The organism is Paenibacillus sp. (assembly GCF_031177825.1).
GTDB lineage: Bacteria > Bacillota > Bacilli > Paenibacillales > YIM-B00363 > Paenibacillus_AE.
On record NZ_JAPSKE010000005.1, the window covers coordinates 47,886 to 61,740 of the forward strand.

The window sequence follows — 13,855 nt, forward strand, 5'->3', positions numbered from 1 at the left end:
CTCCTCCGAGTAAAATTGACAGCGCTTACCAAGAGTGAGTATATCGGATCGGCGCTGCCCGGGGATACGTACAATCGGGTGATTTTGGGTACATCTTCGTCGGAATTCCAGGGGACAATTCGGGGCGGCGGCGTACGATTTCCCGATTCGGACGCAAAGAAGAGGCGCGAGTTCCCTCGCGCCCCAACGGATTCCGGCGGTTAATTTCCTTCTGCCGACCGCTTCCGTTCCTCGAGCAGCAGCAGCATGCCGTACATGATCGTCGACGCGCACCATCCGGTGTACACCGAATACATGCCGCCTTCGTCGATGTGATTGTTCTGATTCGCGCGCCCGTCCCACTGCCGCGTCACCGCGTTATAGGACCCTCTCCACGCGCCGTCCCACAGCGGCGATTCGCCGCTGCATTGAATGGCGGCCAGAAACTCGGCCAATCTTTCCGCCGCTTCCCAATACGCCCGATCGCCGGACGCCTTCCATGCTTCGTACAACGCCATCAGCGCGAAGCCCTGCGTATACACCAGGTCGCACAGCTGCTCGTTGTTTTGGAGCGCGGCGTCCTTCGTCTGCGCATCGTTGTTCAGGATGCCTCCGTCCGGATGCTGCAGGCGAAGCACGTAACGGCCCGCCTTCTCGAGCGCGGCGGCGAATTTCGGATCGCCGGTCTCCTGGTACGCGACGCTGAACGCGTAGACCGCCTTCGACGTCTCCGACGACACCGGACGCCAGTCCTCCGTCTTCATCAGCTCGTACGACGTGCGCATGCGACCGTCTTCCAGCTGCAAGCTCAGGTAGTAATCGTAAGCCTTCAACGCGGACGCGCGGTACGTCTCGTTACCGGTAACCTTGGCGCACTTCAGCAGCGCGGCGGCCATCCAGCCGACGAAGTCCGGCCCGAGATAGTACGGCTGGGTCTTGCCGTCGTTCCGGTAGAAGTACCCTTCCGGACGTTGGATCGACACCCAGTAATCGGCGAGCTTCGCCGCGCTTCGGAGCAGCCGCTCGTCCGGCGCCCGCTCGTGCATATGCAGCAGACCGAGCAATACTCTTCCGTTGTCGTTCTGATACACGTAGTAGCCCGATCTGGATTGCGTGTCGTAGCCGTCGATCAGGTAAAACGGGAACGCTCCGTACCAAGCGGACAACTCGTCGTTGTCCTGCGCGCGCGTCAGCCAATTTTTGATGTTTTCGTTCAACGCTTCGTACCGGTCTTCGCCGGCAACATCCTTGTAGAGCGTCAACACTCTGGCGATTTCCGTGTTGCAATCCGGGCGCACCCAGTTCACTCGAATGTTCTCGTCGATGCGGATGCGTTCGTAGACGCCGTTGTAGCCGTTGTCGAACGTGAGCATTTGGGTTTCGAGCCACGTCAAGCATTTTTCGACGCTCGTCAGCAGCGTGGACTGTTGCATGTCGTTCACCTTCGCCTTTTCGGAAAATTTTTATGTATCCTGCCACACTTGCGCGGCCGCTCCGATGACGCCGGCTCGATTGCCGGCGATGGCGGGAAGCAATCGCACGTGCTTCCACATGACCGGCGACGTCCGGAGACGCGTCGCCTCCTCGACCGCCGCCAGCAGGGCCGGCGCCTTCTCGACGATGCCGCCGCCGAGCACGATCGCTTCGGGATTGAGCGCATGGACGATCCCGGCGAGCGCGGTGCCGAGCGCGCCGAGCACGACGTCCATCGCTTCGCCCGCAAGAGAATCTCCGCTCTGCCAGGCGGTCAGCAGCCCCGCGGCGTTCAGCTCCCACGCGGGCTTCGCCGCGTCTTCGAATCGCTCCTTGAGCAGCCGCTCGATGCCGGTGCCGGACGCGTACAGCTCGATGCAGCCGTAATTCCCGCAGCTGCAGCGCGGCCCGTTGAAGTCGACCGACAGATGCCCGAGCTCGCCCGCGCCGCCGTAGACGCCATGCACGAGCTTTCCGCTCTGTACGATCGCCCCGCCGATGCCCGTTCCGAGCGCGACGCAGACGAAGTCCTGCAGCTCCCGACCCGCGCCGTAATGCTTCTCGGCGAGCGCCAGCACGTTCACGTCGTTATCCACGAACGTCGGCAGCTCCGGGAACCGCTCCTCCACCCTCGCCTTGATCGGCGTGCCGGTGTAGCCCGGAATCGTATCGACCGCGAACGCGACGCTGCCGTCCCGCTTATCGATTTGACCGGCGCTCCCGATGCCGATGCCGGCGACGCGCAGCTCCGGCGCTTCTTCCCCAAGCTCGGCGAGCAGCTTCTCGATGCCGGTCAGCAATTCCCGCAAAATGCCTTCGGCCGGATTCGTCGCCGGCGTCGGTCTCGTCCAGTGGCGCAGCACGCGCCCCTCGCGGTCGACGGCGGCGAACTTCAGCGACGTCCCCCCGATATCTACGCCGATAGCCGCTTCCGCTACCATGGCGATCCTCCCCCTCTTCCGTTAGTAGAGCTTCTCCGCTACCGCGTTGGCCGTCTTCGTAATCGATTCGATCGACGGCTGCTTCCGGGACACGATGACGAGGCTCGACAGCAGGTCGAGCACATGCATCTGCGCGATCTTCGTCGAGAGGCTGCCGCCCTGGAAGGGCGACTCCTTCGCCGGCACGAGCAGCACGACGTCCGCGTATTGCGTAATCGGCGACCGGCCTTGGCTCGTCAGGCAAATCGTCGTCGCTCCGTTCCGCTTCGCCATCTTCATCGTGTCGACCAGATCCTTCGTGCTGCCCGACGTGGAGATGCCGAAGACGACGTCGTCTTCGTTCGCGAGCGCCGCCGACATCGCGATAATGTGGCCGTCGCGCTGCGCCTCGACCGGCAGCCCGACGCGCATGAAGCTATAATAAGCGTCCATCGCCGTCATGCCCGACGCCCCTACGCCGTAGATGCGGATCCGCTTGCCCGACAGGAGCGCGCGCACGGCTTCCTCCAGCGCGGCGGGGGAGACGAGCGAGCCCGCGTCCTGGATCATCTGCGCGTTCCGCGACGTCAGCTTCTGCACGACCGCGTCGGGTTCATCCCCCTCTTGAATCTCCCCGCCGAAATGCCTCGGCTCGCTCACGACATGCTGCGCGATCGCCAGCTTAAATTCGTGATATCCGCCGAAGCCCAGCTTTCGGCAAAATCGAATGACGGTCGTCTCCCCGACGCCGGCTTTCTCCGATAAGTCGGTAATCGTGTACAGCACGGCCTCCTCCGGGTTCGCCTGTACCGCATCGGCGACCTTCTTCTCCGCTTTCGTCATGGAGGCGTAGATGCTGGAGATCGAGAGCAGCACGTTTTGCGAAGTGGGCGCCTTCGGTTTGATCATGGACGAGACGCGGCGACGAACCGCTTCGTGATTTCCTGCGGGCGGGTAATCGCCGTACCGATGACGACCGCGAACGCGCCCGCCCGGAAGCACGCGCGGCAGTCCTCCACCGTCCAAATACGCCCTTCGGCCAGCACCGGGGTTCTCTTCAGCGCGGACAACCGAGCGACGAGCTCCACGTCCGGCCCTTCCAGCTTCGGACTGTACGGCGTGTATCCCGACATCGTCGAAGATACGAATTCGACGCCGAGCTCCATCGCGCGCACGCCTTCCTCGTAGGTGGACACGTCCGCGAGAATCCCGATCTCGGGCAGCTCGGTCCGAATGCGTTCGACCAGCTCGGCGAGCGTCGCGCCGTCGGGGCGAGGCCGGTCCGTCGCGTCGATCGCTACGATCTCCGCCCCCGCCGCGGCGATCTCCCGCACCTCTTGGATGGTAGGCGTAATGTATACGTCCGACCCGGGGTATTCCTTCTTATACAAGCCGATGACCGGCAGCGCGCACGCCTCCTTGATCGCCCGAACGTCGACCGGGGTGTTCGCCCGAATGCCGACCGCTCCGCCCGCCTCCGCCGCCCGGGCCATCGCCGCCATATGATGCGCGCCGAACAACGGCTCGTCTTCGAGCGCCTGACACGAGACGACGCATCCGTTCTTTAGGCGTTCCATGATTTCGGTTTTCATCGTTCCTCCGCCTCTCCGTGGGTTCATGAACCCATCATAATCGCTCGTCGGAGAAAATAAAAGAATTATTTTTTATTTACACCGGAAATTTTGGAGTTTTCTTTTTTTGTTGATGCGGAAAGGGAACCGAACGGGAAATCCTCCGTCTTATTCGGTCGAAATTGCGAAATCCGCCTCCCGGAGACACATTAAGGTGGAGGTTTTCCCTCCCATCCGCCGAAAACGGAGGATTTCGCCGCAATAAGCGGGAGCTTTTCCCGTTCGCGAACGGCCGAAAACAAAAAACCATGCGCTCCGCCGTTTCCGGCGATCACGCATGGTCTTTGTCACACTCGATACGACGCCAGCTTGCCCTCGTCGTCGATGTAGTCGATCGTCGTCTTCATCGACGCTAGGTCGACGAACAAGGTGCAGCGGGAGGCGCCCTTTTCCCAACTCAGTCGCACTTCGTCCTTCGCGGAATCGAGCACGCGGAACTCGCCGTCGAACGCAGGATATTCGTTGCGGAACCGGATCAGCTCCAGCAGCCGCTGCACGACATCCTTCCCCAGCGACGATCGGATCTCCTCGAGCGTATAATTATGGCGGTTCATCGCGCGATGTTCCCCAGTCGCCTTCACGGCTTCGTAATCGTTCTCCCCCGCGAGCAGGCCGACATAGTACACTTGCGGGATGCCCGGCGCGAAAAACTGAATCGCCCGCCCCGCCATATACGCGTCGTCATCCTTGCCGAGCACCGAGTAGTACGTGCCGCCGATCTGGTGAACGTCGAAGCCGCCTTCGCCTTTATGCTCGTCGGAGACGATCAAGCTGAGCGTCGAGCCGCGGGATACGCACGTATTCACTACCTTGCGGGCGTCCGCGACGTCGATGAAGCCCCGTAGATCGGGCAGCACCGGAATGCCGTCGTGGCAGTCGAGCATCGTGAACTGGCGGTGCGGACGCACCTTCAAATATTCGGTCAGCTGCTCGCTCGAGCGGTTCAACAGCGTATCCAGCACCGTATAAGGCAGGATGAAGTCGTAAATCCAGTAGCCGCGGTCCGAAAGCTTCTTCTGAATATCGTAGTGCGCGTGCACCTCCGGAAGCAGCTCGATGCCGTGCGAATTCGCGAGCCGCTTCATCTCGTCGAGGAAATCGAAAATTTCGGGTTCCACAAAGAAGCAGCTCGTCCCCAGCTTCTTAATGACGAAGCCGACCGCGTCCAAGCGAACGATCTTGATCTTGTTCTTGCTGAAGTTCGCGAAGAAGTCGCTCAGCAGCTGACGGACTTTCTCGGATTTGATGTCGAGGTCGATTTGCTCGGACGGATTTTCTCTGCCGAACGTCGTCCAGACCGATACGGCCTCGCCTGTGCTCTCGATCGTGAACGTCGAGTAAGGCAGCGGCCGCCGAAGGAAGATTTTATCGATATCCTCCTGCACCGGCCGGCCGTCCTTCCACACCTTGTCGAGCGTGATAAACAGATCGGCATGCTCCGATTCGCGGCCGCGCTTCAAAAAGTCTTGGAAATACGTGGATTTCCTCGAAATATGGTTCACCATCAGATCGACGAGAATGTCGAACTTCTCCCCGATCGCCTTCACGTCGTCCCACGTGCCGAACGTCGGCTCGATCTCGAGGTACGTCAGCGGCGCGAAGCCCCGGTCCCCGGAGGACGGGAACGGCGGCAAAATATGAACCCCGCCCTTGAAAATATCCGAAAAATGCGTCGTCAACACGCTGTTCAAAGACTTCAAATCGCCCCCGAGCGAGTCGGGATATGTAATGAGCTGCACTTGATTGTTCGCCGGCATCGGTTCGCTCTTCCTCTCAAGGGTTCTTAGTTGCATGGTTCACCAACAGTATATCCTATGTTCGAGGGGTTTTGAATAATTTATTTCATTAAACCCTCATAATCCAACATCCACAAGCGGACTTCTGCGGCTTTCGCGGTATGGCGATGCGCCACCGGCTTCGCCAACGACGCTGCGCCTGGTCGTCCTGGTGCTCGATCTGCGGCTTCCGGACTTGAGCGGCATTGAGGTCGCCGAACGGTTGACGGCGCGGCTGCCCGACTCGATCCTCGCGGCGATGAAGACGTGGCGCGCGTTGAAATTGCGTCTATTTTATCTTCTCTTTCTTCATGATCCATACTGCCAAGAGGCCGTACAACGCGATCGCGACGAACCCGCTTTCCCCGCCGAGGTATTCCGCCGCTGTGGAATGGGTCTGCGTAAATTCGCCGAAGGTCGCCCAGAAGATGTTGTGCACCGCATGCATGATCGCAGCCGGCCAGACGCTTCCCGCGGCGATGCGCATCGCGCCGAATACAAAGCTAATCAATACTGTCGTCGTTAAGAACATAGGAATAACGATCCAAGGATTACCGGCGCTATGATAATCGCCGGCGAGCATGATCGGGAAGTGGAACGCGCCGTGAAGCAATCCGACAAGCGCCATTGCTTTCTTCCGACCGAACCCCGCCAGCTTCGGCAGCAGATAGCCTCTCCACCCGAGCTCTTCCCCAAGGGAGCTGGTCGCGGTATACAAGACGATCGCGACGAACAACTTCACCGGGATTATGAACCACGTCGCGGCCGTCGTTCCCTCCGGTACGAAGAAGGATGCATACGGCGTCGACCACAGGATTAAATACGCCGCCGCCAGCACGACGACCGGCGCGAGCAGCGCGAAGCCCCAATATTTGAATCCCGCCTTGTTCAAGCCGAGCTCCGCCCAGCTTTTCCGCTTAAATAGGTCCCCGGTGACGAGCAACACGACCAACATGGCGAGGACCGGCGCGAACATATACAACTGCCCCGGAAGCTTTAATAACCCCATCACCGAAGCAATCATCATCACGGCGATCGAGAACATGCCCGCTTTGCTGCCATTGCCTACATTCTTCATCTCTTGGAACTCTCCTCGATTTCATCTCGTTTCGTAATCTCTTCCCTCTTACCTTACTGAAGAAAGGTCATGATTCGGTAGTGACTTTCCCCACCCCTGAAGTTATTTTCTCGGAACCAACTCGATGCGTTCCCGCTGCCGGTGTCCACGCTCACGACCGAAGCTCGGCATTGAACGTGAACCCGTCGAACCCGGAATCGGGAATCGCCGGTTCGACCATGAGCTTCCCGTCCTGCACGTTCGCACTGACGTCTAATCGCTCCGCGGCTTTCGCGTTCGCCCTGCCGGCGAACGAAACGACGACTTGCTCCGTATCGCCGCGCGTCAGCGCTACATTTATGCTCCGGCCCCCGACGTCGCTCGCCCGAAGCTCGGCCGAGTCGAACGTCTTTCGCACGTCGAACGCCTGCGTTCCGAAGGACGTTACGGGTTTGACGAATCGAAGGCGAACCATGCTTCCTGCCGCCATTGCCGCCATGAAACCGATCCATGATTTTTTCATTGTCGCTCCGCCTCTTTCACTAGGTGTTCTTGCCGCCCGAAGGCCAATAACGCCGCGCTGTACGCCGCCCATAAGGTGAGCGGGACGACGATCGCGATCATCGCGATCGCGAAGTCGTAGGGGTATCCATAGAATCCGGCCTCCGTCGGGCGAAACGCCAATAACAGATACCACACCGGAACGCTGAAGATTGCATAGATGGCGGCGCGAAGCGCAACCGCCCAACGTCGTCTCGCTGCGTACCCGCGTCGGCGATGGCGTATCACGCTCCCGACCAACCAGATCGCGAGGATGCCGCTTAGGATTAGAATCCCAAGCGAAACTTGCCCAACGACCTGAAGCGCGTTCGGCATGCCGTCTACCGACGCCGGGGGGCGGCCGAGCATTAGACTCGCGATCCCCTTCGCGATCCGGCCGCAAGCTTCCCCATCCGCTTCGCCGACGAATAGGACCAGGCCTGCCCCCATCCTCGGAATCAGGATGATCTCCGAGCTGGATCCCATTCCGTCCCCGGATTTGGCGAGCACCCGAGTCCCGTGCAGCTCCGAGGCTTCGAATCCGCTCTCCGTGTACACCGCGTTCAACAGATCCGACGCCGGTACGCCCGCATTGTGGTAGGCGTCGAGGGTGCCCGACGCAAAGAACGGATCCGCCCCGTACCCGAGCGCCGCAGCTGCGAACCGCGCAAGGTCCGTCGCGCTGCCGTAAGCCCCGCCTTCGGGCGCCTGGCTGCTCCCGAATTCCTTCCAGTAGGGCGTTACCTCCGTCGCGAAGCCGAACATATACCCATATTCCTTCGCCACGTCGGCATTCGCAGCTTCCGACGGGCGGAAGGAGGCATCGTCCATCCCGAGCGGCTCGAACAAGCTCTCCCGCATATATTCTTCGTAAGGCTTACCGGTCACTTCCTCGACGATCAATCCGAGCACGTTAAAGCATGTGTTGCAATATTGCCCCCTGGCCCCGGGCGCCGCGTTCATCTTCACCGTGCGCAACGCTCTTGCCGCTCCCTCCATCGAATTTCTGTTGTTCTCGACGTCTTGGTAGATCGCGCCGTCGGCCGAATATCTGCTTACGCCCGCGGAATGCGTCAGCAGATGCCGTACGGTCACCCGCGAAGACGCCGATCGATCTTCGTAACGGAACCACGGCAGGTACGAGACGACCGGGGCGTCTAAATCGACGACGCGTTGTTCGGCCAACCGCAAGACGGCAGCCGCCGTGAACGGCTTCGTCACGGAAGCCGTTGCGTACACCGTCTCCGGGGTTGCCTCTCGCCGAGTCTCGAGGTCCGCATACCCGATCCCTGCGGACCGTACGATATTTCCGCGGTCGACGATGGCGTACGACCCTCCCGGAATTCCGGCGATGACGAATTGCTCCTTCACGTAGGTTTCGATCTTATCCAGCGTGCTCGCATCGAGAGGATCGCCCTCGCGATCCGCATACGCGTTCGCGGCCGGGAGCGCGGCCATAACCAGAGCCAGACACACCTGCGTTACTTTACCGAAAATGTTCATGCGCATTGCCTCTCTTCTTCCCATTGACTCAACGAATTGACTATACTGCAGAAAAGTCATGCCTCCGTAGTGACTTTCGGTGAAAAAAAGTCATATCCCGTGCTATACTAATCTATTGTTTGACGAATCCGTCATGGGAAGCGAGACGATGGAAATATGATAGAACGAATCAAGTCGCTCGGGGCGCAATCGTTCGTCATCGGCATTCGAACCGTGTGGTTTATATACGGCGTGTACGACATCCAGCAGCATCCGGAACGGTTCCTCGCGCAGCATGACGTGTTCTTCGCCGTCGGCGTCGTCTGGATCGCGGTGCTCTGGTACACGATCGCTTATGCGGCGCCATTAATCGCCTTCCTGCTTAAGGGCGGTCCTCACCCGCTGCCGCTAAGCTTGGAATTGATTTGCGGCGGTAGCCTCTTCCTCTTTCTTTCGCAGGACTGGGCAGGCGGAATGGCCTTCTACAACTTCCCGGTGTTCATCGTCGGATTTCTAAGCGTCGGCAGGACGCCCTTCTGGACGGCCCCCTTGACCGTCGCGGCCCTCCCTCTGTTGTCGGGGGCCGTCTGGGGACATGCCTACGCCGTCATCGCCGATCGGATGATCGATCTGGCGGTCGTCTTCGCGATCGGGTTCAGCTTCTGCAAGCTGCTCCTTACGCTTCGCCGCATTCGGGACATGATGAGCGTCATTCAACTGCAAAATCAGACGTTGGAGCTGAACGCGAAACAAATCGAGCGGCTGACGATCGCCGAGGAGCGAAACCGGCTGTCCCGCGAGCTGCACGACACCGTGGGGCACACGTTCACCGCCGTCATCGCGGGGATGGACGCCGTTCGATGTTTAATCGACGTCTCTCCGACAGAAGCCAAGAACAACCTGGCGGAACTGCGCCGCTTCGCAAGCAAGGGGCTCGACGACGTCCGATCGCAAATCCACCAGTTGGCTCCGGAGGAGCTGAAACAACCTCTCGGCTTGACGTTAAGGCAAATTTCCGGGCAGTTCGCCGAACATACGTCCGTGAACATCCGATTCGACGCGCAAGGCCGGGAAGTGCCGCTGTCGGAACCAGTCCGAGTGACGCTCATTCGCCTGCTGCAAGAAGCCATGACCAATGCGGTCAGACACGGTCGGGCTTCGGAGGTGGGGGTGGCGCTGCATTTTCTGGAGGGAGAAGTCGTACTGAAGGTGGAAGACAACGGAGTCGGGGCGAAGAAGCTCGTGAAGGGGTTCGGCATCAATTCGATGACGGAGCGGCTCGCTAGCGTAAACGGGACGTTATCCATCGAATCGAGCCCGCGCCGAGGAACCGTGATCGAAGGGAAAATCGCGATATAGAGGAGGTCTCACGATGGAAAAGGTGACCGTCATGATCGTCGAGGATCAGGAAATCATTCGAAAAAGCTTGGGCATCGTTCTTAACCTTCAACCCGATCTCGAGGTCGTCGCGTTGGCGGCGAACGGCGAGGAGGCGGTCTCGTTAGCGGCCCGCTTCGACCCGTCGGTCATTCTGATGGACGTCCGGATGCCGGTGATGGACGGCGTGCGCGCGACGGAGCTGATTAAGAAGGCGCAGCCGAACGCTAAGGTCATCATGCTTACGACCTTCCAAGACACGGAGGTCGTGTCCGACGCGCTGCAGGCGGGAGCGGAAGGGTATATTCTGAAGGCGATCGACCCGATCGACCTTGCGTCGGCGATCCGGCTCGTCAGCCGCGGCGAAACGATGATTTCCCGGGAAGTCGCCAAGGCGCTCTTCGCCCGATCGCTCGCGGCGCCGACCGCCTCCAAACAATCGGAATACGGATTGACGGAGCGAGAGACGCAGGTGTTGACCTGCATCTCTCACGGACTTTCCAACCGCGACATCGCGGAGAAGCTCTTCCTCTCGGAAGGCACCGTTAAGAACTATATTTCCAGCATTTATTCCAAGCTGAACGTACATAATCGGGCATCGGCCCTCAGGAAGGCGTCGGAGGAGAAGTTGTTGTAAAACCGCCTCCTTACGCGGAGATCCCCGCGCTCGGAGACGCCGGCCGCTTCGCCAGCTTGCCGCTCCACATGCAATACCCCATAATGACGTAGGACAACCCCCAGAAGAAGGCGAACCATTCCGTCCACGGCAGCGCCATCGACGCCAGCATGCCGAGCAAGCCGAACACCGCCGCGCGCGGGAACACCTTCGCCCGCCATGTCAGAATCGCCAGCGCGAGCGTCCCGCCTAACACGCCCGCCGAAGAGACCATGCCGCTCGCGTTGTTCAACGCATGGTTCTCGTCCCCGAACCCGCCGTACACGAGATAACCCCATAAGACGCAAGCGGTAAGCAGGTTTCCGAGCATGATCGCCCCGATCGTAATCCCGCCCAAGACGCCGGTCTCCCTCGACTGCGCGAAGTACAGCCCGAAGCTGAAGAAGGCCATCAACATGCACGCCGCTAATCCGCAGGCGAGCTCCGGTACGCTGTTGAAGCCCCAAATCATGCTCGTCGGCGTCATCCCCATCCGCGCGACGCCCGCGATCGCGCAGCCCAGCCCTAATCCTCGAACGATCCTCTCCCAATGCTGCGTATGCATGCCTCTTCCACTCTCCCTTATCGATATCGTTTCGTCGGGAATAGTGTATCGCGGTCCGAATCCCGGCGAACAGAGCCCCGAACCCCTGTTTTCGCCGGGAATCGCGGCTAGGTCATTCCGGGAACGTCCCGGGGCGGTCGGGAAAAGCGGTTCGCTTTCTATTCAGACCTTCGCCGAGTTGCTACAATAAGAGCATCAGTCCGGCTCAGGAAGGGGAAGCGCGGCCGTGTTCATACCTATATCTCGCCATCGATCCCGAGGAAGCGTCGCCGAAGTGCTGCGCGGCGCGTCTCAAGCTCTCGTTCTGCTCTTCTGTCTCGGCGTTGCGATCACGTACCTCTCCTTCGTGCCCGATTATTACGACCGCCTGGTTTCCGAATGCCTCGTCTTCGGCTGCGAGGATGCCGCCCCCGCGCCGCCGACATCGGCGGCGGCCCTCCGATCGAACGGCATGACGATCGAATCGTATGCGCTCCTCTATGTCGCGATCGACGTCGGCTTTACGCTGTCGTTCGTCGCCGCGGCGTTGACGCTGCTCGCCCAAGCCCGCCGCGAGCCGATGGCCTGCCTCGCGGCGGCCATGCTGGTCGCGCTCGGCGCGACGTTCCCGTCGCTGCTCTACGTCGCCGCAAGCGGATCGTTCGCGGTGGCGGCGCTCGACGCGGTCGGGTGGATTTCGCTCTTCGCCTTCTTCACGCTGTTCCCCGACGGCCACATCGTCTCCTATCGGCTCGCCGCGCCCGTCGCGTGGTTCGCCGCCGTCAAGCCCCTGAAGGCGTTCTGGCCGGGAACCGCCTTGGACCATTCGACTTGGCCGCTCGTCTGGCAAGTAACGTTGTTCCTGCTGCCGATCGCCTCGGTGCTCGGAACGCAAATCTACCGTTATCGGCGGCGATCCGCCCCGGAGCAGCGGCAGCAGTCCAAGTGGGTGCTGTACGGCTTGACCGTCGGCTTCGGCGCTTTCCTCGCGATCAGCTTGCTGTTCGCGAGCGGGCTGTTCCGCACCCCGATGTCTTTCGTCATTCTGAACGCGCTCCTGCATCTGTTCCTCCTCGTCATTCCGGTGACGCTTGCGCTCGCCGTGCTGCGCCGACGGCTGTGGGACGTGGACCCCGTCGCGTACCGAACGGTCGTCTACGCGTCGTTGACCGCCTGCGTCTTAGCGATATACGGTTTCTCGATTTTCTACTTCGGGCAATGGTTCGCTTCGGAAGACGGTCTCTTTCCTTCTCTGCTCTCGACCGCGATCGTCGCCGTCGTCTTCGCCCCGCTCCGGGAACGGCTGCAGCGCGTCGTGAAGCGCCTGCTGAAGGGACGGCACGACGACCCGTACGGAACGCTCGCCGAGCTGCGAAGCTTGCTCGTTCGTCCGATGCCGCCGGAGGCGATGCCGGACGCGTTGACGACGTTCTTGCGGAAGGCGCTGCGCATCCCGTATGCCGCAATCGGCATCGACGTCGGCGGGACGGAGCGCGTCGTCGCTTCCAGCGGAACGCCCTCGGCGGACGTGCGGCTGTTCGATATATGGCACGGCGGCAAGAAGTCCGGCGTCCTGCTGGCCATCCCGCGGCCGGGAGAGACGTTCACCGCGGAGGATCGGAAGCTGCTCGACGTCCTGTTGGGGCATGCGGGTCCGATCGTCGACAACTATACGATGACGATCGGCATGAGGCTACTGGCGGAAGATTTGCAGCGGTCTCGGGAGAAGCTCGTCGTGGCGCGGGAGGAGGAGCGGCGTCAGCTTCGCCGCAATCTGCACGACGAGCTGGCGCCTCGGCTCGCGGCTCTCGGCCTGAGCGCGACGGCCGCGGAGATGTACGTGAAGCGCGACCCGGAACGAGCCGAGGCGCTGCTTTCGGACCTTCGGCGCGTCATCCGCTCCACGGTCGAGGATATCCGCTCCCTCGTTCACGACATGCGCCCCGCCGCGCTCGAGGAATGGGGGCTCGTCGGGGCGCTGCGGGAGCGGATTCGCGAGCTTAGCGCGGCGCGGCCCGAGGGCGGCGGCGTCGACCGCGGGGGGGCGGCGGCGCCCGGGCTCCGCATCGCGCTCGACGCGCCCGACGCGCTTCCCGCCATGCCGGCGGCCGCGGAGGTCGCCGCGTTCCGCATCGCGACGGAAGCGCTCGCCAACGTCGTGCGGCACAGCCGCGCGACCGCCTGCACCGTCCGGCTCTCGCTCGACGAAAGCGGGCGGCTGACGCTCGAGGTGGCCGACGACGGCGTCGGCGTCGACCGTCGGCCGCGCGCGACGGGTCGCGGCGGCATCGGCATCGAGTCGATGCGCGAACGCGCCGCCGAGCTCGGCGGGCACTGCGCCGTAGAGCGGCGCCCCGACGGGGGAACGAGAGTATATGCCGTCATCCCCATCCCACTTGAACGCAAGGGAGATCGATCGTAG

General features: G+C 61.4%; 12 protein-coding genes. 3 read left to right on the forward strand and 9 right to left on the reverse strand.

The window, feature by feature from the left end:
* Positions 1 to 200: 200 nt before the first annotated feature.
* The 8 genes from RIN49_RS07610 to RIN49_RS07645 form a co-directional block, all read right to left on the reverse strand.
* The gene (locus tag RIN49_RS07610; protein WP_309119570.1) at positions 201 to 1,412 is read right to left on the reverse strand and encodes a glycoside hydrolase family protein; all 1,212 of its coding nucleotides are present in this window, start codon (positions 1,410 to 1,412) and stop codon (positions 201 to 203) included.
* A 30-nt stretch (positions 1,413 to 1,442) separates the two neighbouring features.
* Positions 1,443 to 2,393 carry an ROK family protein gene (locus RIN49_RS07615; protein ID WP_309119571.1) on the reverse strand — a complete coding sequence of 317 codons (951 nt, stop codon included), beginning with the start codon at positions 2,391 to 2,393 and terminating at the stop codon, positions 1,443 to 1,445.
* Between the two features lie 21 nt (positions 2,394 to 2,414).
* On the reverse strand, positions 2,415 to 3,374 hold the full coding sequence (locus RIN49_RS07620) for a MurR/RpiR family transcriptional regulator (RefSeq protein WP_309119572.1): 960 nt from the start codon (positions 3,372 to 3,374) through the stop codon (positions 2,415 to 2,417).
* Complete coding sequence (locus RIN49_RS07625; RefSeq protein WP_309119573.1) at positions 3,278 to 3,964, reverse strand: N-acetylmannosamine-6-phosphate 2-epimerase; 687 nt, start codon at positions 3,962 to 3,964, stop codon at positions 3,278 to 3,280. Before RIN49_RS07625 ends, RIN49_RS07620 begins: the two co-directional genes overlap by 97 nt.
* Before the next feature lie 326 nt (positions 3,965 to 4,290).
* A complete protein-coding gene (gtfA, locus tag RIN49_RS07630) occupies positions 4,291 to 5,760 on the reverse strand; it encodes a sucrose phosphorylase (protein ID WP_309119574.1) in 1,470 nt (489 codons plus the stop codon).
* A gap of 307 nt (positions 5,761 to 6,067) precedes the next feature.
* Positions 6,068 to 6,856: a CPBP family glutamic-type intramembrane protease gene (locus tag RIN49_RS07635; protein ID WP_309119575.1), complete on the reverse strand. Its 789-nt coding sequence runs from the start codon at positions 6,854 to 6,856 to the stop codon at positions 6,068 to 6,070.
* A gap of 151 nt (positions 6,857 to 7,007) precedes the next feature.
* Entirely contained in the window at positions 7,008 to 7,358 is a 351-nt protein-coding gene (locus RIN49_RS07640; RefSeq protein ID WP_309119576.1) for a hypothetical protein, read from the reverse strand.
* Complete coding sequence (locus RIN49_RS07645; RefSeq protein ID WP_309119577.1) at positions 7,355 to 8,878, reverse strand: serine hydrolase domain-containing protein; 1,524 nt, start codon at positions 8,876 to 8,878, stop codon at positions 7,355 to 7,357. Before RIN49_RS07645 ends, RIN49_RS07640 begins: the two co-directional genes overlap by 4 nt.
* Positions 8,879 to 9,034: 156 nt before the next feature.
* On the opposite strand from RIN49_RS07645, the gene RIN49_RS07650 reads away from it, so the two are divergent.
* Positions 9,035 to 10,216 carry a sensor histidine kinase gene (locus RIN49_RS07650; RefSeq protein WP_309119578.1) on the forward strand — a complete coding sequence of 394 codons (1,182 nt, stop codon included), beginning with the start codon at positions 9,035 to 9,037 and terminating at the stop codon, positions 10,214 to 10,216.
* 13 nt (positions 10,217 to 10,229) lie between these two features.
* Positions 10,230 to 10,871, forward strand: a complete 642-nt coding sequence (locus RIN49_RS07655; protein ID WP_309119579.1) for a response regulator transcription factor — start codon at positions 10,230 to 10,232, stop codon at positions 10,869 to 10,871.
* Positions 10,872 to 10,881: 10 nt separating this feature from the next.
* On the opposite strand, the gene RIN49_RS07660 is transcribed toward RIN49_RS07655, so the two are convergent.
* Positions 10,882 to 11,454, reverse strand: coding sequence for a hypothetical protein (locus RIN49_RS07660; protein ID WP_309119580.1), 573 nt, complete (start codon positions 11,452 to 11,454; stop codon positions 10,882 to 10,884).
* 226 nt (positions 11,455 to 11,680) lie between these two features.
* On the opposite strand from RIN49_RS07660, the gene RIN49_RS07665 reads away from it, so the two are divergent.
* A complete protein-coding gene (locus tag RIN49_RS07665) occupies positions 11,681 to 13,855 on the forward strand; it encodes a sensor histidine kinase (RefSeq protein ID WP_309119581.1) in 2,175 nt (724 codons plus the stop codon).